A 24,985-nucleotide genomic window follows, 5' to 3' on the forward strand; every position below is an offset into this window, starting at 1 on the left:
CTTAGTATACCTAGAAAAGAAACTTCCTACTCTCCCGAACTACCAAAAAACTGCTCACAAACGTTTCTCTGCTAAATAAGGCTTTGTTCACTAATTCTTCATTAAGCGGCAGTTTCCTGCCTAATATAAAACGTTCCGGCCCATATTACAAAATACTAACCGTCCCTTCATAAATAACTCCAGCAAGGGCATCTACCGTAATCCTCTGCCCCTCAGGAATTTTAACCATTGCGTCTGGTAAGCCTATAATGGCCGGTATACCATATTCTAAAGCCGCAATGGCGGCATGAGACGTTAAGCCAGCTTCTTCAATGACTAACGCCCCTGCCTGAGCAATCAGTGGAACAAATCGGGCATCAGTAGATCTAGCAACAAGTATGTCACCCTTCTTAAACGAATCTTGCCCAGGTAAGTGAACAATCCGGGCCGTACCCATATACGATTTTCTCCCAATGCCCGTTCCTTTTGCCACGATCCCCCCTACTACTTGAACTTTAATCATATTAGTTGTGCCAACCTTGCCAACGGGAACCCCTGCCGTAATCACGACAATGTCCCCAGTTTGAATGTAATTTTTATCAAGTGCAGCCGTTACTGCTACTGACAATAATTGATCAGTCCCTGGGCTTTCCGGAACCACTAGGGGTTCAATCCCCCACTGTAAAGCGAGTTTTCGTGCAACCTCAGGAAAGGGAGTAGCCGCTACTATAAGCGCCTTGGGACGATATTTAGAAATCATCCGTGCAGTTAGGCCAGATTGTGTGGGAGTTAAAATGGCCGTCGCGTTAAGGTCACCAGCGATGCTATAACTAGCGTAGCTGATGGACTCCGCCACATTAAAATGGGGATGGCGAGTTGTCTTAGTTTCTAAGAGCGTTATTTCCGTGCGCTTGGCGATTTTATCCATCATGCGCACGGCCTCAACAGGAAATTGTCCGGCAGCCGTTTCGCCTGAAAGCATAATGGCATCCGCTCCGTCCAAGATGGCATTCGCCACATCACTGGCTTCCGCCCGCGTTGGCCGAGGTTGTCGAATCATGGAATCAAGCATTTGGGTGGCTACAATGACTGGCTTACCTTGCAAATTGCATTTTTGAATCATTTCCTTCTGATAAACAGGGACTTCTTCAACCGGAACCTCAACTCCTAAGTCTCCGCGCGCAACCATCAACCCGTCGACAACTTCCAAAATAGAATCCAAATTATTAACGCCCTCTTGGCTTTCTATTTTAGCAATGATTTGTACCGTTGCGCCCATTTCCTCAACAATTTTCCGCACCGCTAATATATCAGAAGCTTTACGAGTAAAGGAAGCCGCGATAAAATCTATCCCCTGGGTAACACCGAAACGAATGTCTTCAATATCCTTTTCAGTCACACCGGGCAATTTAATCGAAACTCCAGGAACATTAACGCCCTTTTGTGATTTTAAAATACCACCATTTCGCACCCTCGTCTTAATCTCTTCTTGCCGTACCGACACAACTTCCAAATCCAGCTGTCCGTCGTCAATTAAAATATGCGTCCCTGGAACGACATCTAGCCATAATTCTTTATAAGTTATTCCTACTCTTTCTGAAGAACCAAGAGCAGATTTCGTATCCAAAATAAACTCTGCATCATTGGTGAGCGTGATTCCTAACTCCGGAACCATACCTGTACGGATTTCTGGCCCTTTAGTATCAAGTAAGATTCCTAAATGTTTCCCCACTCTCGCAGCTTCCTCTTTTAAAACAGACATTCGCAACCCATGTTCTTCATGGGTTCCATGAGAAAAATTCAATCGAGCGACATTCATCCCTGCCGTCAAAAGCTGTTGGATTTTTTCTCTGGATTCGCTGGCTGGACCAATCGTACATATAATTTTTGCCCTTCTCATAAACAGTTACCATCCTTATTCCATCCATAATAACCTGAGTTCTGGTTTCCACTTTACTCTACCAGAACAATTATTTTTCAAAGTTCATTTCCCACAAATGCCGCAAACTTGTAGAGACAGCATCTATTCCCTTCGACAAGGCAAGCCTTACGTCCTCTTCCGTTCTCAAGAGACCTCCTCCGAGAACCGGTATGCCCAGAGCATCCTTCATATCCTGAATTACAAAGCGAGGAACGGTCGCTGGTAAGATTTCAACTGCATTCGGTTTTACAGCGGATGCCATCTTAATTCCTGTTTTAACCGATTCTGAATCCAAGACAAACAAGCGCTGAATAACCGCCATCCCTTCTTCACTGGCAAATTTGACTAAGTTAGGTTTGGTTGTAACCAGACCACGCAGACCCATTCTCGCCAGCAAGTGTATCCCTGCCCTATCCTTACCCGCTCCTTCCAACATATCAAGGTGCACCAATAAAACCTTATTATCAGAGTGAACTTTTTTTATTATGGAAGGTAATATATTAATGTCTGCGCCTAAAAGAAAGATAGTACCAATATTAGGATGGTGGATTGCTTCATTGAGATCCTCGACCCTACGAATCGTTGCGCCAATTTTCTTCTCTAACATAACGGTTTTCAAAAAATCCATTTTGCCATCCCCCTAGCGCCCGTATAACCCGTTCAGAACCTATAATCCGAAAGAATATAACCCCTAATAAAGCACTTCCTACTGAAACGACTTCTCAGGGGTTAACTTCTTGCCCCTATTGCGTAGGCCCGGTTAGCCTACAAGCCTTTCATAACAATCAGCTTGACTAAATCCAAAATGCGGTTGGAATAACCCCATTCATTATCATACCATGCCAGTACTTTTACCATGCGCTCTCCCATCATCATCGTCGATAATCCATCGACGATGGAGCTGGCCGGGTTACCATTAAAGTCGTGGGAAACGAGAGGTAATTCTGTATACTCGAGATATCCCTTTAATTTGCCCTCTGCCGCTTGACGTAAGGTAGCATTTACTTCTTCTTTGCTTGTTGATTTGGTTAGATTAGCAACAAAATCAACCAAAGAAACATTGGGTGTAGGGACCCTGACGGCTAGTCCATTCATTTTACCTACTAATTCTGGTATGACCAAAGTAACTGCTTTGGCTGCACCCGTGGTCGTCGGAATCATGGATTGATAGGCCGCTCGAGATCTGCGCCAATCCGAATGTTCCAGGTCCAAAATACGTTGATCATTAGTGACTGAATGAGTCGTGGTCATCATCCCTTGCTCAATCCCAAAGGCATCCAATAATACTTTGGCTACGGGAGCAAGACAGTTTGTTGTACAAGAAGCGTTAGAAATAATATGGTGCTTCAGCGGATCATAGTTATCATCGTTAACTCCCATGACAATCGTAATATCTTCGTTTTTAGCCGGAGCGGAAATGACGACTTTTTTGGCCCCAGCCGTTAAATGTTGAGCGGCGGCATCACGCTTCGTGAAGCGTCCGGTTGACTCGATTACAAGATCTACTCCCAGTTTACTCCAAGGCAAATCCAAAGGATTTCTCTCAGCTAAAATTTCAATACGTTTTCCATCGACAATCATCGTATTCCCGTCAATTTCCACTGCATTAGGGAGAATTCCGTGAACCGAATCATACTTAAATAAATGCGCTAATAAATCTGGACTTCCTAAATCATTGATGGCCACCACTTCAAACGGAAGGGATTGCTTTAGGACGGCACGTAATGTAAGCCGACCAATTCTACCAAATCCATTAATTGCTACACGAATACTCATTTAAATAACCTCCTTAATTATCCCACTTTACTCACACGAGCACTCCCTTGAATAATCAAATTCTACGTCGAGTAACTTCATCAGTATTCCCCCTGATTTTTAAAGAAATTCATCCTTTACTACCACCCCCTAAGCGACGAATAATAAAAAAACACAACCTCTAATAAAGCACTTCCTATTGGAACCACCCATCAGAGGTTATCTCCCTTACTCCTAACCCATTATCAAATTAACAATCCTAGTATGATTACTTGCCTAAATTACTCAATATTCAATGTTTGAAAGATCGCCGTGCTTTAACAAAATAATCGAGTCCGGAGATTATCGTCAATAACAAGGCAATATATAGAAATATCTGACCAACAGGAATATTCAAGCTCCCAACCGGCCAATCTCGTAATAAAATCTCAGAAACTGCAATAATTTGGGTAACCGTCTTTGCTTTTCCCCATTTACTCGCACTAATAACAATGCCATCGGCAGCTAAAATGGCTCTCAACCCAGTCACTGCAAATTCTCGGCCCAAAATCACCCAGGCAATCCAAGCAGATACATCGCCCAATTCGACGAGTGAAATCAAAGCAGCCGCTATCAAGAGTTTATCAGCCAAAGGGTCCATGAATTTACCAAATACGGTAATTTGATGACGTTTTCTAGCTATATATCCATCAAGACTATCCGTTATCGACGCTGCAATAAAAATAAAAGCAGCGATAATGTTCTGATGAGGGAAAATAGGATGCCCGTTTGGAAATTGCAAGAGTAAGAACGCCATGAAAAAGGGCGTTAACAGGATGCGCGCTATGGTCAATCGATTGGGTAAATTCATTCTACAACCTCTCCTATTCGAATAATTCAAATTTCTGATCTATAAAGCCTGACAAACAAATGCCTTATAAACTAAAAAATTCTAATAAAAAAAACAGGATCAGTTGGAACAAATACGATTGACTGATCTGCCTTAATAATTAAGTTTGGGCTCTATCCCCTTCAATAAACGCTGATAATTCGCACGATGACGCACAAAGATCATCATGGCAGCCACAAAAACAAACACTTTGTATGCGAGAGGAACAGGAGAAAAAATCGTCACTAAAACAGCCGTTGCAGCCCCTAAGGTAGACGCAAGTGACACATAACGAGTTATTAGCGTGACTAAAATAAAAACAACAATAGCCATCAGGGATATCCACGGGACCAGAACCACAATAATACCAAATCCCGTTGCGACGCCCTTGCCTGTCGGCTTAAATTTAAAAAAGGGATTCCAACTGTGTCCGATAATTGCCAGTATCCCCCCACCTAAGCCACCCCAAGGACCCCAAAAATTTAAACAAAGTGCCGTTGCTAAGACACCTTTCAAGGCATCCCCCGCAAACACAGCCAAGCCATACTTAGCACCTAACAAACGAAAAGCATTCGTCGAACCAATGTTGCCACTTCCCTGTGAACGAACATCCACATGTCTGATACGTCCGGCTAAATAAGCAAACGGTATGGCTCCTAGGAAATAAGCAAAAAGTAATGCCAAATACTTTAACATGCCCTTTAACCCTCCTCTTGTAAGCGCCGAGCTTCTATATATCCTACCTCGTCTTGCGCGCAACTCTGGGATGAGAAGGAAACTTCCTCTATATACCATGGTTTTGCTTCTTAGTCTATCAGATTTCAACGGAAAATCAATTCACCAACCTCTCATTTGCTGATATTTTCTGAAAATGCCTCAGAGAAACCACAATCTGCTCAATTTACTTACTATATATCAACAGAAAAACTAGTCTTTTATCAAAGTTCTGATGAATTCTTTCATGTAAAAGGGTAAATCTAAAGGCTTTCTACTGGATATAATGTTTCCATCCACAACCACTGGTTCATCCATCCATATTCCGCCTGCATTGATCATATCGTCTTTTATTCCTCGTGTACTTGTTACCTGTTTGCCTTTTAAGATGCCTGCAGAAGCCAGCACCCAACCTGCATGACAGATATGACCGATCGGTCTACCCTGCTCATTCATGTATCTTACAATCTCAATGACTTCAGGATATCTTCTTAACTTATCTGGTGCCCACCCCCCTGGAATAAGTAAAGCATCATAGTCCTTGTAATTTATATCCATAAAGGAATACTCCGATGTAGCCGGAATGCCATATTTACCTATATACTTTTCATTTGCTTTTTCTCCGGCTAAGTGCGTAGCGATACCTTCCTCCATCAACCGCAGGATAGGATACCAAAGTTCAAGATCTTCAAAATAATGGTCAATAAGACATAATACCTTAATTTCTCTTTTCAAACGTCTTACTTCCTTCCTGATTAGGGGTGTAAGACACCCACTAACTAGCTCAGTGTTTTACCCTGCCGATTTCGACACTTCTCTCACAATATCATACACTTCTGTTGTTACTGGAATAAACCCTTTAATGGGTGAATGCGTTAAACTATCACGTCCACGTGGAGTCTTGGCAAGTTCGGCGAATCCCTGCTGAAAGCGAGAAATTGTTGCCTCATCAAAATGGGAATTAGCCGCTAAACAATCTTTTGGAATAGGCTCCGTCTCAGCCAAATAGATCAATTGCTCAATTGGCAGGTGCTGTTTCTGCGCATCTTCAATCGCCTCAGAATAAGTTGCCCCTACTGCCACTTCAGATGCTAACACGGACTCTATTACCCGATTGTGACTTCCTAAAAAAACGGTCTCCTTCAGATCTCGATCAGGATTAATTCCCTCTCTCCACATCATCATTCGCGGATAAGCATATCCCGACGCTGATTTCTTATCCACGAAAGCCATTCGCTTGCCTCTGATATCGGTGAGTGAGTTTACTCCAGAGCCCTTTTTGGTAACGATATAACCCTTATAAGTAGCACTCCCATTGACGATCGGACTGACAAGTGGAATAATTACGCCCCGGTTCGCAGCATCGACATAGGCCAACGGAGAAAACCAAGCAATATCCACAATCCCCTCCAAAAGATTATCTGCAAGCGATGTGTAATCTGGCGTAATGATCACGCGCGGAATATACCCCAAGTTTTCGCAGAAACTTTCTATAACAGGCAGATACATTTTCTTCATAGCTTCTGGACTTAACGCAGGATTAATTCCAAAAATAAGTTCCTTAGGTTGCTTAAATTGTGCAGCCTGCCGTTGTAGATCGTAGACACCTAGGTTAAGATTATCTGCTAATCCAGCAAGATGTTCATGGTTTTTATCCTGTGTTCCCAAAACCTCAGAAATCTCTTCCAACCCTTCGGACAAGGAATTAAACACTCCCGCTAAAACCTCAGTAGTTTGTGCCTGCTGGGAGAGGGAATTAAACAATTCATTATTCAGCTCTGAAATTTCTTTAAAAGCATCCGTAATATGAAGCATACTTTGTTGTTCATGGCGAATACTTTCCTTAACTTCATTAATTTTCTTTGAGCTTTCTGTTGCTCTTCCAGCAATTTGATGAATTCCTTCGGTAATACTGGTTGCTGTTCCTTGAATGTGGCGAGCAGATACCGTGCTATGGTCCGCTAGCTTTCGAATCTCGTCAGCCACAATCGAAAAACTCCTCCCAGCTACGCCCGCTCTAGCCGCTTCGATCGCCGCATTTAAGGCTAATAAATTCGTCTGCTTCGCAATATTAGTCATCTCTGTAACAAACTCCGAAATGCTTTCTGACAACTTTTTCAACACCATGACGGACTCTGCATAGTTTAAAACATCATCACCAATTTGCTCCAACTGGAGATTGAGTTTATCCATCACCTTTTGCCCTTCATCCGCTTCGGCTCTTCGCGAGTATGCCAAATCAACCACTATTTTCGAATTATCTTCTAACTGACGCGCCAATCCTGCCAGTTCCTCAACCCCTGCAGATCCATTGAGTAACTCATCATGATTTTGCTTAATGCTCTTAGCCAGATCTCTGGCCGCTGCCACATTCTCCTTGACTGTCCAGTTTACTTGATGGGCATTAAAACCAAGTGTTTCTGCTATCGAAAGAATATCTATATTATTCAAATTACTTCCTTGAACTTTATGGGTTTCATCGTTAGCGTTACTTTCTTTAGGCGTGATTTTACTAATATTGTTTTTCTTGCCCAAGTTGAACATCCTTAGCACTCCTCCACTCTCATAAAGTCTTGTTCAACTATTTATAATACGATACGCTTTGGCCAAGATACGCACAGGATGCTCCGTAGGAATGCCCGTACCATGCTGAATTTGCACTTTACACACGCCACATTCTGTCGTCATACCTTGAAAATCCCCTCGTCCAGCTCCCACATTGACCGCCTCAAAGAGGGCACTTCCGATTTTCATCGCTTTATCGTATTTTTCAGCCTTAAAACCGTAACTTCCCGATAAGCCACAACAACCCGCATCGAGATTGCGGATTTTTACACCAGGAATTAATCCTAATATGCGCAACGCTGGTGTTCCGATTCCTTGTGCCTTTAAGTGACAAGGTGGATGGTAACCGTATGAGGCCTGGACTTCCTGAAAATCCAGAGGTAATTCCCCCTTTTCGTGGAGTTGCCACAGGAATTCGAATAAATCATACGACTGAGCTCCAACAAGCTGGGCCGACGTCGTCTGCAACTTTGGATAATCTTCTTTCAGCGTCAAACCGCAGCTCGTACAGGATGTAAGAATCGGCATACCCGCTTCCAGATAAGGTCGCATTAACTCCAAATTATAAAGGCCGTTCTTATGCGCCTTCTCAAACTGACCGTTCGCCTCTAAAGGTAAGCCACAGCAGTGAAAATCAGGTACTAGGGTTTTATACCCAACATGCTCTAACACCTTGATCAGGATACGTCCTGTATCCGCTTCGTTATAGCGCGTATAACAACCTGGAAAATACACAACCTGCTTACTAGCACTTGCTCTAATTCTTCCGCCTTTGCCAACCGTCACCTCTAACGGTTTTCCATAGGCTGGTAAGGGGCCACTCTTGCTAATGTCTAGTGCTTTATCGAGGGCCAAACGCACTAGCCTAATCTTCAAGACCTGGTTTGCCATACTGGGCCATATGACCCCAAGCTTCCCAAGATATTCCGCCCGTCCCAAAACATACCCTCTCAGGCGCAATTTAACTCCCAATGTAGTTTTGTGGGGCGCTTTAAGAGCAGCTCTCCGGGCGCCAAGAATCATATCCGTTATTTTGACACCGGATGGGCAAGTCACTTCACATGTCTTGCAATTAGAACAATCATCCAACGTTGTTTCCCCTTGAATGAACTGACCCATACGGAAACGTTCCATATCCGGCCCTAACCCTTTCGGGCCAATAAAATTCGGGTTAACTTTGGCCACCGGACACTGAGCAGTACATACATTACATTTTTGACAAGCATCCAATCGAGCTGCCAATTCATCTCTTGAATCCACAATCAAGGATCCCCCTTCCCTTCTAAAATGCTCCGTCCACTATACTAATTCAGCGGCAGCGTAACCGGATGTGACCGATACCCCTCCACCACATCGTTGGGTCCAAGGATCCCAATGGGCAAGCATTCTCCCCACGACATGGACATTATCCCAAACCACTTGTCCCCGTGTAGGATCGAGGGGACGCATAAATTCATCCGTTTCTACGCCGATCTGGGCAAACGGCTGAGGAGCAAAGAACTGGGACTCACTCCACTCTTTCGGCACAAATAGGGGAAGATCAAAAACGCCTTCATGAATCGATTTTCTTGCCATACCTACTTTTATTCCCCCACCTAAAAGCCCACCAGTTGCTAAAATAAACTTCTTACCTTTCAAACGCAACGTTTTACCCATACTGTGCACCTTAAGTTCTTGACACGCCTTAGCCTGACTTTCGGACGTTGACTCTCCGTTCAACGATAGCGCACGAGCCCCGATCATCAATTCACCGCCTAAATCAGTAAACCTATGCTTTAGATATTCAGCGAAATAACGCCCATGTGGGCTGGGCACAAAGGAACTCATTTCCAGCACCGGCAGGGAAAATTCACTCTTATAGGGTTTTGTGCGTGAAGAATCAAAGTACTCTCTTACCAGACTGGGCAGAACCACGACAATCTTACCTTGCGACCTGCCAGCACCCTGGGACTGTCTTTTGATCTCTTCAATTTCATTTGTGAGAGCTCTTTGACCCTCTTCCGACCTCCAGATATTTGCATAATCAATGCTCGACACACTCTTACCCAGTCGGGTCCATTCCGCAAGAGCATCCACTTGCATCCGCTTCACGTTCACCTGCCAACCTGGAAATTCTCGAGCCATGTTAGCCACCACGGTCTCTGGAAAGAAATCTTTCAATCCTTCGGGCACTAAAAGCACAAACTCTCCCTGCTCCTGTCGATCCGGAAGAACCATGCTGCGCGGCATAAGGTCTCCTTGTCGCACAGTACCTAATACAGTGAAGGCAGACTGTGGTCTGTCATTCACAACATACTCCGGACAGATCTCTTGGACGAAGTGTTTGCCCTGAACTATCGCCTGTGAATTAAATAAGGTATAGGGGTGTTTCGGCAAATGACGCAAACGCTCAACATCTCCATAATCAAAAATCCCCGAGAAATAAAAGAGCGTTCCGACCCCTTCCGTGACTAAAAGCACCTTTTTGCCCCGTTGGGCGGCTCTAATTCCTGCTATCCAACCCGCTAAACCGCCCCCCACCACTACGGCGTCCCACATCTCGTTCATCCCTCACTTTCTTCGGCCTTGAAATCCAGAACGTTTAAAAACAAAGCTCGTGCTAATTCACTCTCACGAAGTTGCTCGCCCCAAAGGACTGGAGTAATCCCTCGCCAGCGTTCGCCCAATAAAATTTGATATTCTTTTACGGTTCTCTCCCAACCGCCGAACGCCTCCTGAATCATGGGAGTCGCTCGATAGGTACAATAGGTGCCTTGACACGTCCCCATTCCCAGCCTGGTCTGACGACGAAGATCGTCAAGCGAGTGGACCGCGGGATCTTGCAGGGCATGAAGTACTTCTGCTTGAGTGACCATTTCACATTCACAGACAAATTGTCCCAGCAGGGGTTGCCGAGCTATCGCTTCAACGACGGATCCGGCTTGTTCGTTTAGACGTTCCATCATCTTGTCCGCAGCGGCCGCTCCTAATAATTGGCGTGCCTTATTCCAGACTTCTGTTGCGAGTTCATTTTGCAAAGGTTCTTCCGCAGTCCGGCATGTGGTATGCACCTCTAATTTGGCGGCAACCCAATCGGTAACTTTCTCAGCCATCAAACGATACGTCGTTAATTTACCACCCACAATACTAACGAGCCCGCGAACCCCGTCCCTTTTTTCATGATCTATGAGAGCAAAATTGCGACTAACCCCTCGTCCTTCATGATCTGAGGCTTCTTCACTTTCATACAACGGACGAATACCGGCGAACGCCCGAACAATACGGTGTTGTTCAATCTCTTCCACCAAGTCTTTGCCCATTTCGATCAAATACGTTACATCTTGTTCATCAACCTGATGATCATCCGGCAAGTCTACCGTATGTGACGTCGTCCCCAAAATAGTCACGGTTTCATGCGGCACAAAGATATCCCCATCACCCGGTGTCCGCAAGCGGTTAATCACTCTATTGAACATCCGCTGATTAAACACAAGTAGAGAACCCCTGTTTTTCAGCATGTGCACGTCAAAGCCAGACATTGCAGCAATCTCAGCTGACCAAGGTCCCGCGGCATTTACCACAATTTTACTTCTCACTTGTAGTGTTTCACCCGTGATGAGATCTTCCGCGTACACACCTTTAATTTGCCCATTTTCTAACCAAAGCGACTGAACTTTACAGTACGTTCGATACGTTCCTCCATATTTTTCTGCGGATTTCACGTTCGCCCATAACAATTTAAACCCATCCACTGTAGCATCGGGCACTTCGAAAACCCGCGTTGCCTGTCGTGACAACAAGGGTTCGAGCCGAAATGCCTCTTCAAGCGGAACCTCCGTAACCGGTATTCCCGCTTGTGCACACCCTTGAAGCCACAACTGCAGATAGTTTGGATCATCCCCTTTTAAATATACAAACCAGCCAGAAGTATCTTCAATGCAATGTGCTGCAATGTGTTTCAAAATCTTATTTTCCTCGATACACTCTTGCGCTGCTTTATCATCTTTGACCGCGTAACGCCCACCACTGTGCAAAAGGCCGTGAAAGCGTGAACTTGTCCCATGTGCCAAATCTCCTTGTTCTAACAAAAGCGCCGGTATACCACGCAGACTAAGGTCTCTCAATATGCCAACCCCTGTCGCTCCTCCTCCAATTACCACCACTTGGGTATCGATCTCACGCATCCGTATTACCTCCTTGCCCAAAATAGAGAACCACCAAAAAAACCGTTGTTTCGCAATGGCCTCTTTGGTGGCTTCACTTATTCTCCGAGCCGCCTTATATGATTTTTTACCCCATCAATAGCCCGCTAAGTCAGGTTCCAAAGAGATTGACGACTCACGGACACCCCATCAAATCCGTTCGCCAGAGCCGACTTGACATCCTTTTCTGTCCGCATTAGTCCTCCCCCAAGAAGTGGACGATCCGTAGCTCTTTTGAACTCACTTATCACAAATTCTGGGACAACCGCCGGAAGGATTTCAATTGCATCCGGTAAATTCTTTTTCATTTGCAAGACCTTGCCTAATATTCATCTTGCCATCCCTTCATTCCTTGGTGTAACCAAAGACCTACCTTTGATTACACCGATCAGTAAAATGATCACTTAAGCATTTCACGGATAGCACAACAGCGTCCCTAAGGCCTAGTCTTCTTCCCAGTCTTTGGTCCGTTCGACCGCTTTCAACCAACCCTTGTATAGTTTTGCTCTCTTCTCTTCTTCCATCTCAGGCTCAAAACGTCGATCAAGCAACCAACGACTTGCCAATTCTTCTTTACTCGTCCAGAAGCCAACCGCTAAACCCGCGAGGTAGGCAGCTCCCAGTGCTGTCGTCTCGATGATTTCAGGCCTGTCAACCCGAGTTCCTAAAATATCTGCCTGGAACTGCATAAGTAAATTATTGGCTACAGCACCTCCGTCAACTCTCAATGATTTTAAGGAAATTCCAGAATCGGCCTCCATGGAACCCAAAACATCTTTGGTTTGATAAGCCAAGGAATCCAGAGCCGCACGAATAATATGGGATTTTGTTGTTCCCCGAGTCAGGCCAAAAATGCCTCCCCTAGCGCGCATATCCCAATAAGGTGCACCCAAGCCAACAAAAGCTGGAACAAAATAAACTCCATCCGTATCTTTGACCTTTTTAGCAAAATACTCGGAATCTGGTGCAACATCAATCATTTTCAAACCGTCGCGCAACCACTGAATCGCTGCACCCGCAATAAAGATACTGCCTTCTAAGGCGTATTCGACCTTGCCATCAATCCCCCAGGCAATCGTGGTCAACAAACCATGTTTCGAGGTGTGAATTTTACTTCCTGTATTCATGAGCATAAAGCAACCTGTGCCATAGGTATTTTTGGCATCCCCTGGCTCATAGCATGCTTGGCCGAACAAAGCTGCTTGCTGGTCACCAGCCACACCAGCGATAGGAATCTCAAATCCCAAGAATACCCCTGCATCTGTGTTGCCATAGACTTCACTAGAATTATGGACCTCGGGCAACATTCCTTGTGGTACGTCAAGCATTGTCAACAATTCTTTATCCCAATGCAATTCACGAATATTAAACATCATGGTTCGGGAAGCATTCGAATAATCCGTGACATGTACCTTTCCGCCGGTGAGTTTCCAGATTAGCCAGGTATCCGTGGTTCCAAATAGCAGCTCACCCTTCTCAGCTTTGGCACGGGCTCCTTCAACATTATCTAAAATCCATTTTACCTTCGTTCCAGAAAAATAGGCGTCAACCACGAGACCTGTTTTTTCTCGAACCATATCTTCATAGCCCCTAGCCTTTAAATCGTCGCAAATAGCTGTTGTTCTGCGACACTGCCACACAATGGCGTTATAGACAGGTTTCCCCGTAGTTTTATCCCAGACCACCGTCGTCTCACGCTGATTAGTAATCCCGATGGAGGCAATTTCATCGACTTTAATGCCAGTTTTCGCAATGAGCTCTGCAATGACTCCATATTGTGTGCTCTAAATTTCCTCAGCATCATGCTCAACCCAACCTGCCTTAGGATAAATTTGAGTAAACTCTTTTTGAGTCACGCCAACAATCTTACTTTCTTTGTCGAAAAGGATGGCTCGGCAACTGGTAGTACCTTGGTCAAGGGCCATAACGTACTTTTTCATGGTAAATCCTCCCTTTTTTAGCTAAATCTTTGGTTTTGACAATAAGATTACTATCCCATGTACACCATTTTGTACACAATAGCACCCAAAATTCCACCTATGATTGGACCAACAACCGGTACCCACGAGTAACCCCAATCAGAGGACCCTTTTCCCGGAATAGGCAAGAGAAAGTGTGCAATTCTAGGTCCTAGGTCACGAGCTGGATTGATTGCATAACCCGTAGGTCCCCCGAAAGATACACCAAGTCCCCATACCAAGAAGCCCCATAAAAGCGGATTAAGACCACTAGTCACAGCAGTTTTCGAAATTCCAATAGCAAGTCCTACGAAAACCAAGATAAAGGTACCTATAATTTCAGTTAGCATGTTAAGTGGATAATTTCGAATAGCTGGGCCCGTGCTAAAGACTGCTAATTTCAATTCTGGATCCGAAGTTTCTGCCCAATGTGGCAAATAAGCCAAGTAAACTAGCACTGCTCCAATAAATGCTCCTAAGAACTGAGCCGCAATATACAACGGTACTTCTGACCAAGGAAATTGTCCTGTAACTGCCAATCCAATCGTTACTGCTGGGTTTAAGTGCGCTCCACTGATTGGGCCGGTGGCATAAATCGCCAAGAGAACTCCCACTGCCCATCCTAAGGTAATCATAAACGTGCCGCCGTTATTTCCCTTGGTCTTACTTAATAAGACATTTGCCACTCCCCCTGAACCAAATAAAAGGATGATCATAGTACCTATCATTTCAGCTAAGAATTTTGCTGTCATCTAAAGACTCCTCCTTAATTTTTAATAAGTACACTACTGTTCATATAAACTTATAAGTCCCTAACCTTTCATGATATATATTAGCTTCCTCACCTCCTTTCGCATTGTTGACAAACATTCCAATTCGATTGATCTCACCCCCTTTCAGGTTCAACCTTCACGACAATCACCTTTCCTTAGTAAAACGAAAAAACATAATATTCAAAATCTTTTCGACTTAAAAAGAGAAGCCCATAGTATACGCACATTTAATCCTTCGGATTGTACGTAAACCACGGCTTCTCTAATACTCTAGCCTTATTATAAAATTTTCTTACACCCATTACTGAACTGTTATCAGTATATTCTACTTTTTCTACTATTTCAATACCTTTCAATAGTTTTCTTTTGCACAAGCTCGCCTTGCCCCCGAGACTCCATTCAACCTAATACCGTTTCCTCACCGTCGTCGCCGCAATCCCCAATTCATCGCGGTACTTGGCCACCGTACGTCTGGAAATCTCCATATCTTTAGCCTTCAGAAGGTCAGCTAGCTTCTGATCAGAATATGGGTTTCTGGGATTTTCGGAAAAACGCACATCTCCTAGGCCCGAAAAACTGAGAGAGAGAGAGACAGACAGATAAGCTGACCAAAATAGGTTATTTAGAAAGACGGAACGAGGCAATAGACTAAACCGTCCTAGTCGCTAAAACGCCGGTGAATTTCAAATATTGGTTGTGTGAATGATGATTTTAGCCAAAGAGTGACTAAAGCCGCATCCTCTCGACATCTTCCCTGAAATGAGACATAATGTGCTGATAGACTGAACATGCGAGAGGATGTTTGAACTATGGTTAATAGCAAAGCTGTAATAAAGCATAATAAAGGACTCCACACTAGGGTCGCGGCGATGGTTGTTCAGAAATCTCAAGAGCTTCAAGAAAAATATAAAGTTTCATTATATTTCCAATGCCATAACCGGGAGAAGGTGTTGGCTAATAGTCTTATACCCCTTGTTTCATTAAGAATAAAAGCGGGCGACGAGTTGTGGGTATCAAGTTGCGGTGAAATGGCCGAAACAGCTATAGCGGAAATGGTAGAATTCCTAGAAAGCGACTTTTTAATTAGTGATGTTGATACCATCAACAAAGTGGATAATGTGCTGCAAAACAACTCTTTTACGGCTGAACAAGTATTTAACAGCATGGCTAACGGATTACTAGTGATTGATGAAAATGATATAATCACTGTTTTTAATCCGGCTGCGGAAAAAATAATAGGTATTTCGGCTGCCGATGTTGTCGGAAAGAATGTTTATGAGAGTATTCCTGACACCAGGCTTCCATTAGTGAATAAAACCATGGTACCCGAATTGGGTTACCGTCAAGTAATTGGTAACTCAGTTATCATAACGAATCGCACACCTATCATTGTCGAGGGACAATCCAAAGGCGCGGTTGCGATTTTTGAGGATATATCCTCTTTGGAAAACATTACGCATGAATTGCGCGAAGTGAAAGAGTTAAAGGAAAGGTTACATCTGGTATTAGAGTCTGTACAAGATGGAATTTGCGTTGTTGATAAACTGGGATATATTACGTATGTTAATCCGGCTTATCTCAGAATTACACAAACACCTATCGAAAAACTGGTAGGGCAAAATATAGCCCGGCTTTCGCCGAGAGGGGCAAGATCCAAAGCCTTAGTCACGGGTAAATCTGTATTGGGCAATATCTGCTGTAAACCAAACGGACAAACTGTCGTTTCTAACGTAAATCCTATTATCGTTTACGGTGAATTAGCTGGAGTTGTTTCGGTAATAAAAAAAATTTCCGAAGTTCAGGCAGTGATGGATAAACTCAATGAAGTTACAGCACGAGCAGAATACCTAGAACACGAGCTGAGGAGGACTAGAAAACCTGTCAAAGCTTTCGATAAATTTATTGGTAGAAGCGGGAAGGTTTTGGACGCTCTGGCTGTAGCCGCCAAGGCTGCAGAAGGTCAGGCTACTGTTTTAATTCGTGGCGAAAGTGGGACAGGCAAAGAATTGGTTGCTGAAGGAATCCACTTTGCGAGCAGGCGCGTGAATGGACCTTTCATCCGTGTAAACTGCGCTGCTATACCTGTATCTTTGCTGGAAAGTGAACTCTTTGGGCATGAGAAAGGAGCTTTCACCGGCGCTCACAGAAGAAAACTGGGGAATTTTGAACTGGCAGACAAAGGAACGATTTTCCTTGATGAAATTGGGGATATGGAAGAAAATATGCAAGCTAAAATTCTAAGAGTTCTTCAGAAAAAGGAGTTTCAGCGGGTTGGTGGTGAGGAGCTGATTTCGGTTGACGTGAAAATCATTGCTGCAACTCACCGAGATCTGGAGAAAATGGTCTTAGACGGTGGATTCCGCGAAGATTTGTACTACCGGTTAAATATCATTCCTATTTTTTTACCCCCTTTGCGTGAACGTAAGGAAGATATCCCTTTATTGGTTGAGTACTTCTTCAACAAGATATGCAGCGAGTTGGGCAAGAAAGTAAAAGGCCTAAGACAGGATGCTTTGGAAGTGCTTATGAGGTATCGGTGGCCAGGTAATGTCCGGGAACTGGAAAACATTATGGAGCGTGTAATTACATTAACTGAGGAACCATATATCGGAGTAGAGAATCTGCCCACCTATCTTCGTGAAGAATTAATTGGCGGAACGGATTTTTCCGCGCAGTTTACCGCTGATGAAACGATTTTGCCCTGGGTCACGTATGAGAAAACAATTATAAATATGGCGCTGAAAAAATATGGTAGTTTTAACAGGGCAGCCAAAGTTCTTGGACTTACACATAAAACTGTTGCTGCGAAAGCACGAAAGTATAATCTCGAAAAATTGGTTACTTGGGAAAGAAGATAATTATTGGTAAGAAGTATCAGATTCAATAGTAGTTTTGATCCTTTTTACCAAACAACTAAGTGCTATTACCTCTCTTAACCCGGTATAACATGCTTTTTTCTGTTTTGGCATGATTCTTGCTATTAAGTATTGTCAAGTCGAAAGGAGAGAATAAGCTGGTATACCGGCGATAAAAATTGTGGGTGAGAGGTGGACGAAAGAAAGAAGATATTGTATAGGCGAACATACTCGAAGGGTCATAGAGTGATAATGGCAAAAACTAAAAAATACGTAGACTACATGGCAGAAATTAGGAACAGCAATTGTGATCTGCAGGCGTGATTGAAACAGATTCAGAATCGATTAATGAAATGGGGGAAGAATGCAATGAAAAAAGTGATTAACAATCCTGATCAAGTTGTAGAGGAAATGCTTGAAGGTGTCGTTCTGGCTCATCCGCAATATGTAAAACGGGTAAAAGGCTTCAGTGTTTTGACACGGGCTAACAGCCCTTCTCCTAAAGTCGCTCTGGTAAGCGGTGGCGGCAGTGGCCATGAACCTTCGCACGGCGGTTTTGTCGGCCGCGGTATGCTCGACGGAGCAGTAGCCGGTGCGGTGTTTACTTCTCCTACTCCCGATCAGATACTTGAGGCTGTAAAAGCAGTAGACGGCGGCAAAGGTGTTCTATTGGTAATCAAGAATTACACAGGCGATATCCTGAACTTCGAAATGGCTAGCGAAATGGCAGCCAGCGAAGGAATCCAAGTTGAAAATGTTATAGTCAATGATGACGTGGCTGTAGAAAACAGCACCTGGACAACTGGTCGTCGCGGCATCGCCGGTACCGTCTTTGTGCATAAAATTGCTGGCGCTAAAGCTGAAGCCGGTGGTACTCTGACCGAAGTGAAGCTGGTTGCTGAAAAAGTCATTGCTAATATCCGTTCCATGGGTATGGCGCTTGCTCCCTGTACTGTTCCGGCCGCTGGCAAACCTAGCTTTGTTTTAGCCGAAGATGAGATCGAAATCGGTATGGGTATTCACGGAGAACCAGGCACCCATCGCGAAGCTATCCGTCCGGCAGACGAAATCGTCACTCACCTTATGGACAAGATTTTGGCTGATCTGCCCGTTGCTTCTGGACAGGAAGTTTCGGTGATAGTTAATGGTCTTGGCGGCACTCCAATCATGGAACTTTACATTGTTAACCGCAAGGTTGCCGAGATTCTCAATGGCAAAGGCGTAAAGATTGTAAAAACGTACGTCGGCAACTACATGACGTCTTTGGAAATGGCTGGTTTTTCTGTCTCGGTGTTGAAACTAGACAGCGAATTGAAAGATCTTCTGCTCGCTCCGGCTGAGACACCTGCCTTTGTTCAATTCTAATAGGAGGTAATTAATGTGAGTCACACTGCAATAGCAGCAATTGAAGCTATCAGCATAGCAATAAGCAAAAACAAAGAATTCTTAACCGACCTTGATGCAGCTATCGGCGACTCCGACCATGGTATTAACATGACGCGAGGATTTGATGCGGTTCTAATTAAAGTTAAGGGTCTTCCTACGCACACTGACATTGGTACAGTGCTGAAAACCGTAGGTATGACTCTAATATCTACGGTTGGCGGCGCTTCCGGCCCGCTTTACGGTACGGCTTTTTTGCGAGCGGCAGCACTTGCGCAAGGCATTTCCTGCATAGGTAGTCACACCGCCGTTCAGATGCTTGAAGCGGCTACTAACGGGATTAAAGAACGAGGAAAAGCTACCAGTGGCGAAAAGACCATGCTTGATGCCTTAGAACCAGCGTGCGAGGCTTTTGCCAATGGAATCAAGGCGCAAAAATCTCTTGTGGAGTGTCTGGCCTTGGCTTGTGATGCAGCATATAAGGGAGTCGAGTATACCAAAACTATTATTGCCACAAAAGGACGAGCCAGTTATCTTGGCGAGCGCAGCTTAGGGCATCAAGATCCTGGTGCCACTTCATCCTATATTATGCTTAAAGCCTTGGCAGATTTTTGCCGCCATAACAATTTGGAGGTAAATTAAATGGTGGGTATAGTGATTGTGTCCCACAGCGCAAAAATTGCTGAAGGAATTCGTGATATGGCGGCTCAAATGGCTAGGAAAGGTCAAAAAATTATTGCTGCGGGAGGTACGACTGATGGAGATATCGGTACTGATGCCGTTAAAATTTATGAAGCGATTAAAACTGCTGACGACGGTAGCGGTGTTGTGATTATGGTCGACCTCGGTAGCGCCATATTAAGCACTGAAACTGCGCTGGAGTTGCTTGAAGAAGATTTACGAAATAGGGTTAAGATTGCCGATGCTCCGGTTTTGGAAGGCTCAATCGGTGCGGTTGTTCAAGCTTCGCTGGGGGGTCCTTTGTCCGAGGTGCTTGCTACTGCGGAAGATGCACGTGAACTCCGAAAGAGATGAACATCTAAGAACTAAAGACAAGCGGCCAAACTAATCACTGATAAAATAATGGAATATCGGAAGGAATGGGGATAGGGTGATTGATGTAATATTAAAAGTTATGAACCCAAACGGTTTACATGCCCGTCCAGCAGCTCAGTTTGTCCAAAAAGCAGCTAGCTTTAACAGTAAGGTCAAAATTTCAGATAACAACAAAGTGGCAGATGCTAAGAGTATATTATCGGTGATGAGTATGGGTTTGGTTTATGGCACAGCTATTACCATTACCGCCGACGGCGTGGATGAAAAAGAGTGCATAGAGGCGCTTACAGCCTTGGTCGAAAGCAATTTTGGCGAGAGGTAGGTATTGACAGTGTCTGAAGTTCTCAAGGGAATAGGAATTGTAGCGGGTACTGCTATTGGCAAAATTAAAGTGTTGTCAGAAGATTTGTCAAGGCATTTACATCATTATTCGGTCGAAGCTCCTGTGCGCGAGGTTGAAAAATTTCTCGTGGCTTTAAACCAGGCGACCGAGCAAGTTGAGAAGATCATTGAGAACGCCAATAAACACGGGGAAGACAAGCAGGCAGGTATTATGGAAGCCCATCTTGCCATGTTGGGCGATCCTATGTTGAAAGAGGCGGTGCTGCAAAAAATTAAGGACTCGATGTCGGCACCGCAGGCAGTATTGGAGGTTACTCAGGAGTATGCAGCCGAATTCGCTGCGATAGATGACCAATATTTGCTGGAACGGTCTGCGGATGTTCTTGATATTGGCCGCCGGATAGCAAAGATTCTGCTTGATGTTCGTGGTGTTGAACTGGGAAGCGAACCGATAATTTTGTTTGCTCGGGATATTGAACCATCCGTTTTGACGGATATCTCGTCCGAAGTTGTCACAGGTTTAATTCTGGAACATGGAAGTACTACTTCGCATGCAGTTATTATCGCAAAGGCCAAAGGCATAATTACCGTTGTCGGCGTTCCCGGGTCACTAAAACTGCTAGATGGCATACAAGTAGCTTTGGACGGAACTAGCGGCGAAGTAGTGCTTTCACCTGATAAAGCTGAACTCGGCTTATACTTGGCACGAATCCGGGAAGAACGGGAACGATATGTGCGTGATTTGGCTAATGCATCATTGCCGGCCGTTACTGTTGATGGAAAGCGGGTGCAATTGGCAGTAAATATTAGTACGCCTCAGGATATGGAGCAGGCTTTAATGTTCGGTTGCGATGGGGTAGGTCTCTACCGCACAGAGTTTTTGTTCATGGGCCGAAATAACTTCCCCACCGAGGAGGAACAATTTCAGGCTTACCGGGAGGTAGCGGAGAAATGCGGCGAAAATTTATGCGTTATCCGTACGCTGGACATTGGAGGGGATAAACCACTTTCTTATCTGGATATCGATCAGGAATCTAATCCGTTTTTAGGCTGGCGGGCAATTCGTATTAGCCTTGAGCGTACCGATTTGTTCGTTACTCAACTTAAAGCCATCTTGAGGGCCGGAGTATACGGTAATGTAGCGCTAATGCTTCCGATGGTGATCAGTTCCGGAGAGATCCGACGTGCCAAAGAATGTCTAGGCCAGGCGATGAGCGAACTGGAACATGAGGACAAGGATTTTGCTCGGAGCGTACCACTTGGGATTATGGTCGAGACCCCGGCCGCGGCGGTGATAGCCCCGCATTTGGCTAAAGAATGTGATTTCTTCAGTATTGGCACGAATGATCTTGTTCAATATACTTTAGCGGTTGACCGCGGTAATCAGAAAGTAAGAAAGCTCTATAATTATTTCCATCCTGCAGTACTTCGATTAATCGACGGTGTAATTTCTGCTGCCCATGATCAGGGTATCTGGGCGGGAATGTGCGGTGAAATGGCCGGTGATCCGCTGGCTGCGATATTACTTGTTGGAATGGGGATAGATGAATTAAGTATGAACGCAACCGCTATGCCGAAAGTTAGAGAGCTGATTCGAGGTATTGATGTTCTGCTAGCTAAAGATCTACTGCAGCAGGTTCTTTCTCTCGATGATGGCGTGGAGATTCGTGAGTATTTGGTAAAGGCTTTAAAAAACTAAGGTGGAGTCTCTAGATGATGACAGCAAAAGTCTTAGCTGAAATGATATGGCACCATGATTATACTTTTATTTGGTTCTGGGATAGTAGCAAACGTCTTATTGGGCTGTAGTGGCCTCTTTTATGGGGCTTGCTGGTGTGGGAACTTAGTGTATCTTTCGGCAGCCCTACGGGTTATACAATTAATTCGGCCTAATCAAACGGATAAAACCAAAGAAGCCACTGGAGAAACCGCAAACAACGCTTTCTCCAGTGCTTTCTCATCTTCCAAACCCAACGACTCCCCAGAGAAAGTCGCGAAACACGGAGCGAAGCCTTTACTGAGTGGCCCGCCAAACTTGGCTCAAGCGCTTCCCCCCAAAGCGGGGCTGAGCACAAGGATGTTCGAAGCCGCCAACTGAGGCAAGGATGCCGAATTTGGTGGGCACCCCGCCTGCTCTCATCAAAGCGTTTCAGCCTTAGTTTGGCCCACGTCCGTAGCGGCTGACCGAGTGTTTCGCGACTTCTCGGTCGCCCCCCTAATACCGTTTCCTCACCGTCGTCGCCGCAATCCCCAACTCATCGCGGTACTTGGCCACCGTACGTCTGGAAATCTCCATATCTTTAGCCTTCAGAAGATCTGCTAGCTTTTGATCAGAATATGGGTTTCTGGGATTTTCAGAATTAATAATATCGCGCAGGGCTAGTTTAATTCCTTCAGTCGTGATAGTAGAGTCGTTATTATGCCCTCGTCCTTTACTGTTGGCAAAGAAGAACTTAAATTCGAAAATACCCCGAGGGGTTTGTACGTATTTATGGGATGTCGCTCGACTCACAGTGGATTCATGAACTCCAATTTCCTCGGCAATATCCTTTAAGGTCAGTGGTCTCAAATGACGAATCCCATAGCGGAGAAATTCCGTTTGCCATTTCACAATAGCATTCGCTACTTTATAAAGCGTTAGGCGCCGCTGATCAATACTGCGAATCAGCCAGGCCGCCGCGTTCAATTTCTGTTCTACAAATTTGCGGGTGTCAGTCCCTTCCTCCTGGCTGAGGGCCTCACGGTAGGCCTTGTTGATTCCTAAGCGAGGTACGGTAATATCATTGACTAAGATAATATACTCTCCTCCAACTTCTTCAATCACGACATCCGGGACGACATAGCGTACCTCTCCCGGACCGGAAAATTGGAGTCCGGGTTTTGGATCCAGTTGACGTACCAAATCTGCAAGTTCTTGGACCCTAATCAAGGAAATTTTCAAGGCATGAGCTATTCGTTGAAGACGTCCTGCTGCCAAGTCTTCTAGATGCTTTAAGAACTCCGGTAATTCCGGAGGACAGTCCGTGAGGAGCGGTAATTGCAAAGCTAAGCATTCCTCGAGATTTCGAGCTCCAATCCCCAGAGGATCAAGCGTCTGCACGACGGCCAATGCTTCCTCGACCGTTTCGAGGGAGGCATCAGTTTCCTTTGCAACCTCTTCCAATGATAACATAAGGTAGCCCTTGTCATTCAAGTTGCCCACAATGTATTCTGCTACGTCTAATGAAGCCGAGACTTTTTGAACATGCAATTGTTCCAGCAAGTGTTCTAAAAGTGTAGGTGCTGCCGTAATAAAGGGATCGAACCGTTGTTTTTCTTCTACAACTACCCGTTCCTGACGTATGCGATTTTCATCCTGATCTTGGAAATAGTCCTGCCAATCCACTTCCCATTTGTCATCGGGTAAGCTTTCCACTGCTGGAGTAGGCTCTTCTTCCCCTTTAAGCTCAGTGCTTTCCTCTTGGGTTTCCAACAAAGGATTCTCCATAAGCTGCTCCTCGACATACGTGGAAAGTTCGAGTGCGGACAACTGCAAAATGGTAATTGCTTGGCGCAATTCTGGCGTCATAATTAGTTTCTGAGTTTGCTCTAGACTCAAACCATACCCTAACCGCACCTTATTCCCCCCACATCTCCGACTTTTACGTTACATATTCTTTACTCTAGGTTTCCCACCTTTTGGTTCCTGATTCGCTCAGCCAATTCATCGATCTTTCTCATCCGGTGATTGACGCCAGATTTCCCGACCTTTGGCCGTAACATTTCCCCAAGTTCTTTTAAACTAGCCTCCGAATATTCGATTCGAAGTTCCGCTAAGTCCCGAAGGGTGGGCGGCAAAGACTGAAGTCCTATCGTTTCCGCAATAAGTTGAATGTTCTCCAACTGACGCACAGCGGCATCGACGATTTTATCGAGATTTGCAGTTTCACAATTGACGAGGCGATTCACTTGATTCCGGACATCTTTGAGCACGCGGACATTTTCAAACTCTAAAAGTGCGTGATGCGCTCCTATAAGACCAATAAATTCTACTATGTGTTCACTTTCTTTAATATAGACCACATATAAATGCTTGCGCATGCTCACCTTAGCCCCTAATTTAAAACGGTTAATCAACTGACATAAGGCTTTGGCATGTTGCTCATCATTGCTGACGATTTCCAGGTGATAGGTCCCTTCCGGGTTATTAATCGAGCCCCCAGCCAAAAACGCTCCTCGTAAATAAGCTTTTTGATCACAGCGTTTTTTAATGAGATTAGGGAGGATCCCGTTATAAATTTGTCCTTCTTCGTCAACGAGACCTAAGTTTTGTAAGTCTTCCAGCCCACGAGGGTAGATTTTAACTAAATAGGAGTTATTTTTGCGAAGCCTAAGTTTGCGTCGAACGACAATATCCACCGGTCGCTTTAACACATCCTTAGCCAAGCGAAAGATCTTACGCGCCACCGGAGCACTTTCCGTGATCACATTCAAAGCATACTGTTGATTACCACTGATTTGGAGCGTGCCGTCCATGCGGACTAAAGCAGCTAATTCTGCTAACTCACAACAGGGTTTCTGACCACTTAAGCGTGCAAGTTCTTCTTTGGTAACAGCACTAAAGGACAACTTCTCAACCCCCTCATCGATGCACGA

The 24,985-nt window shown here is 44.8% G+C and carries 21 protein-coding genes and 2 pseudogenes; 7 read left to right on the forward strand and 16 right to left on the reverse strand.

The window, feature by feature from the left end; all coding sequences use genetic code 11:
• Positions 1-145: 145 nt before the first annotated feature.
• From pyk to DSOL_RS00275, 14 genes and pseudogenes are all read right to left on the reverse strand, one after another.
• Positions 146-1,879, reverse strand: a complete 1,734-nt coding sequence (pyk, locus tag DSOL_RS00210) for a pyruvate kinase (RefSeq protein ID WP_075362889.1) — start codon at positions 1,877-1,879, stop codon at positions 146-148.
• Positions 1,880-1,949: 70 nt separating this feature from the next.
• The gene (locus DSOL_RS00215; RefSeq protein ID WP_075362890.1) at positions 1,950-2,528 is read right to left on the reverse strand and encodes a glycerol-3-phosphate responsive antiterminator; all 579 of its coding nucleotides are present in this window, start codon (positions 2,526-2,528) and stop codon (positions 1,950-1,952) included.
• 137 nt (positions 2,529-2,665) lie between these two features.
• On the reverse strand, positions 2,666-3,676 hold the full coding sequence (gene gap, locus DSOL_RS00220; RefSeq protein WP_075362891.1) for a type I glyceraldehyde-3-phosphate dehydrogenase: 1,011 nt from the start codon (positions 3,674-3,676) through the stop codon (positions 2,666-2,668).
• A gap of 271 nt (positions 3,677-3,947) precedes the next feature.
• Positions 3,948-4,505, reverse strand: a complete 558-nt coding sequence (gene pgsA / locus DSOL_RS00225) for a CDP-diacylglycerol--glycerol-3-phosphate 3-phosphatidyltransferase (RefSeq protein ID WP_075362892.1) — start codon at positions 4,503-4,505, stop codon at positions 3,948-3,950.
• A 132-nt stretch (positions 4,506-4,637) separates the two neighbouring features.
• Positions 4,638-5,219 carry a glycerol-3-phosphate 1-O-acyltransferase PlsY gene (gene plsY, locus DSOL_RS00230; RefSeq protein WP_075362893.1) on the reverse strand — a complete coding sequence of 194 codons (582 nt, stop codon included), beginning with the start codon at positions 5,217-5,219 and terminating at the stop codon, positions 4,638-4,640.
• A 231-nt stretch (positions 5,220-5,450) separates the two neighbouring features.
• On the reverse strand, positions 5,451-5,972 hold the full coding sequence (locus DSOL_RS00235; RefSeq protein WP_170871405.1) for a type 1 glutamine amidotransferase domain-containing protein: 522 nt from the start codon (positions 5,970-5,972) through the stop codon (positions 5,451-5,453).
• Between the two features lie 57 nt (positions 5,973-6,029).
• Complete coding sequence (gene phnD, locus DSOL_RS00240) at positions 6,030-7,781, reverse strand: phosphate/phosphite/phosphonate ABC transporter substrate-binding protein (RefSeq protein ID WP_083642258.1); 1,752 nt, start codon at positions 7,779-7,781, stop codon at positions 6,030-6,032.
• A gap of 33 nt (positions 7,782-7,814) precedes the next feature.
• Positions 7,815-9,062: an anaerobic glycerol-3-phosphate dehydrogenase subunit C gene (locus DSOL_RS00245; RefSeq protein WP_075362895.1), complete on the reverse strand. Its 1,248-nt coding sequence runs from the start codon at positions 9,060-9,062 to the stop codon at positions 7,815-7,817.
• Between the two features lie 39 nt (positions 9,063-9,101).
• Entirely contained in the window at positions 9,102-10,340 is a 1,239-nt protein-coding gene (locus tag DSOL_RS00250; RefSeq protein ID WP_075363094.1) for an FAD-binding protein, read from the reverse strand.
• 5 nt (positions 10,341-10,345) lie between these two features.
• Positions 10,346-11,965, reverse strand: a complete 1,620-nt coding sequence (glpA, locus tag DSOL_RS00255) for an anaerobic glycerol-3-phosphate dehydrogenase subunit GlpA (RefSeq protein WP_075362896.1) — start codon at positions 11,963-11,965, stop codon at positions 10,346-10,348.
• Positions 11,966-12,090: 125 nt separating this feature from the next.
• Complete coding sequence (locus tag DSOL_RS00260; protein ID WP_075362897.1) at positions 12,091-12,291, reverse strand: glycerol-3-phosphate responsive antiterminator; 201 nt, start codon at positions 12,289-12,291, stop codon at positions 12,091-12,093.
• Positions 12,292-12,426: 135 nt separating this feature from the next.
• Positions 12,427-13,923: pseudogene (gene glpK / locus DSOL_RS00265) on the reverse strand (glycerol kinase GlpK).
• A gap of 50 nt (positions 13,924-13,973) precedes the next feature.
• Positions 13,974-14,693 carry an MIP/aquaporin family protein gene (locus DSOL_RS00270; protein ID WP_075362898.1) on the reverse strand — a complete coding sequence of 240 codons (720 nt, stop codon included), beginning with the start codon at positions 14,691-14,693 and terminating at the stop codon, positions 13,974-13,976.
• A gap of 425 nt (positions 14,694-15,118) precedes the next feature.
• A pseudogene (locus DSOL_RS00275) lies at positions 15,119-15,253 on the reverse strand (RNA polymerase factor sigma-54); the annotation flags it as partial.
• Between the two features lie 270 nt (positions 15,254-15,523).
• Here DSOL_RS00275 and DSOL_RS29400 point away from each other — a divergent pair.
• From DSOL_RS29400 to DSOL_RS27775, 7 genes are all read left to right on the forward strand, one after another.
• Positions 15,524-17,572 carry a sigma 54-interacting transcriptional regulator gene (locus DSOL_RS29400; protein WP_075362900.1) on the forward strand — a complete coding sequence of 683 codons (2,049 nt, stop codon included), beginning with the start codon at positions 15,524-15,526 and terminating at the stop codon, positions 17,570-17,572.
• A 366-nt stretch (positions 17,573-17,938) separates the two neighbouring features.
• Positions 17,939-18,934: a dihydroxyacetone kinase subunit DhaK gene (dhaK, locus tag DSOL_RS00285; protein ID WP_075362901.1), complete on the forward strand. Its 996-nt coding sequence runs from the start codon at positions 17,939-17,941 to the stop codon at positions 18,932-18,934.
• A gap of 15 nt (positions 18,935-18,949) precedes the next feature.
• Positions 18,950-19,594 carry a dihydroxyacetone kinase subunit DhaL gene (gene dhaL, locus DSOL_RS00290; RefSeq protein WP_075362902.1) on the forward strand — a complete coding sequence of 215 codons (645 nt, stop codon included), beginning with the start codon at positions 18,950-18,952 and terminating at the stop codon, positions 19,592-19,594.
• On the forward strand, positions 19,595-19,987 hold the full coding sequence (gene dhaM / locus DSOL_RS00295; RefSeq protein WP_075362903.1) for a dihydroxyacetone kinase phosphoryl donor subunit DhaM: 393 nt from the start codon (positions 19,595-19,597) through the stop codon (positions 19,985-19,987). It begins immediately after the preceding gene.
• Between the two features lie 76 nt (positions 19,988-20,063).
• Complete coding sequence (locus DSOL_RS00300; protein WP_075362904.1) at positions 20,064-20,330, forward strand: HPr family phosphocarrier protein; 267 nt, start codon at positions 20,064-20,066, stop codon at positions 20,328-20,330.
• Positions 20,331-20,339: 9 nt separating this feature from the next.
• Positions 20,340-22,049: a phosphoenolpyruvate--protein phosphotransferase gene (gene ptsP, locus DSOL_RS00305; RefSeq protein WP_075363095.1), complete on the forward strand. Its 1,710-nt coding sequence runs from the start codon at positions 20,340-20,342 to the stop codon at positions 22,047-22,049.
• A 54-nt stretch (positions 22,050-22,103) separates the two neighbouring features.
• Positions 22,104-22,448 carry a hypothetical protein gene (locus DSOL_RS27775; protein ID WP_170871406.1) on the forward strand — a complete coding sequence of 115 codons (345 nt, stop codon included), beginning with the start codon at positions 22,104-22,106 and terminating at the stop codon, positions 22,446-22,448.
• A gap of 117 nt (positions 22,449-22,565) precedes the next feature.
• Here the strand turns inward: DSOL_RS27775 and rpoN are convergent, their stop codons facing one another.
• Together rpoN and whiA are read right to left on the reverse strand one after the other, a co-directional pair.
• The gene (gene rpoN / locus DSOL_RS00315; RefSeq protein ID WP_075362906.1) at positions 22,566-23,966 is read right to left on the reverse strand and encodes an RNA polymerase factor sigma-54; all 1,401 of its coding nucleotides are present in this window, start codon (positions 23,964-23,966) and stop codon (positions 22,566-22,568) included.
• 41 nt (positions 23,967-24,007) lie between these two features.
• Positions 24,008-24,958 carry a DNA-binding protein WhiA gene (gene whiA / locus DSOL_RS00320; protein ID WP_075362907.1) on the reverse strand — a complete coding sequence of 317 codons (951 nt, stop codon included), beginning with the start codon at positions 24,956-24,958 and terminating at the stop codon, positions 24,008-24,010.
• Positions 24,959-24,985 lie beyond the last annotated feature (27 nt).

This window comes from Desulfosporosinus metallidurans, assembly GCF_001936615.1.
Classification (GTDB): Bacteria; Bacillota; Desulfitobacteriia; order Desulfitobacteriales; family Desulfitobacteriaceae; genus Desulfosporosinus; species Desulfosporosinus metallidurans.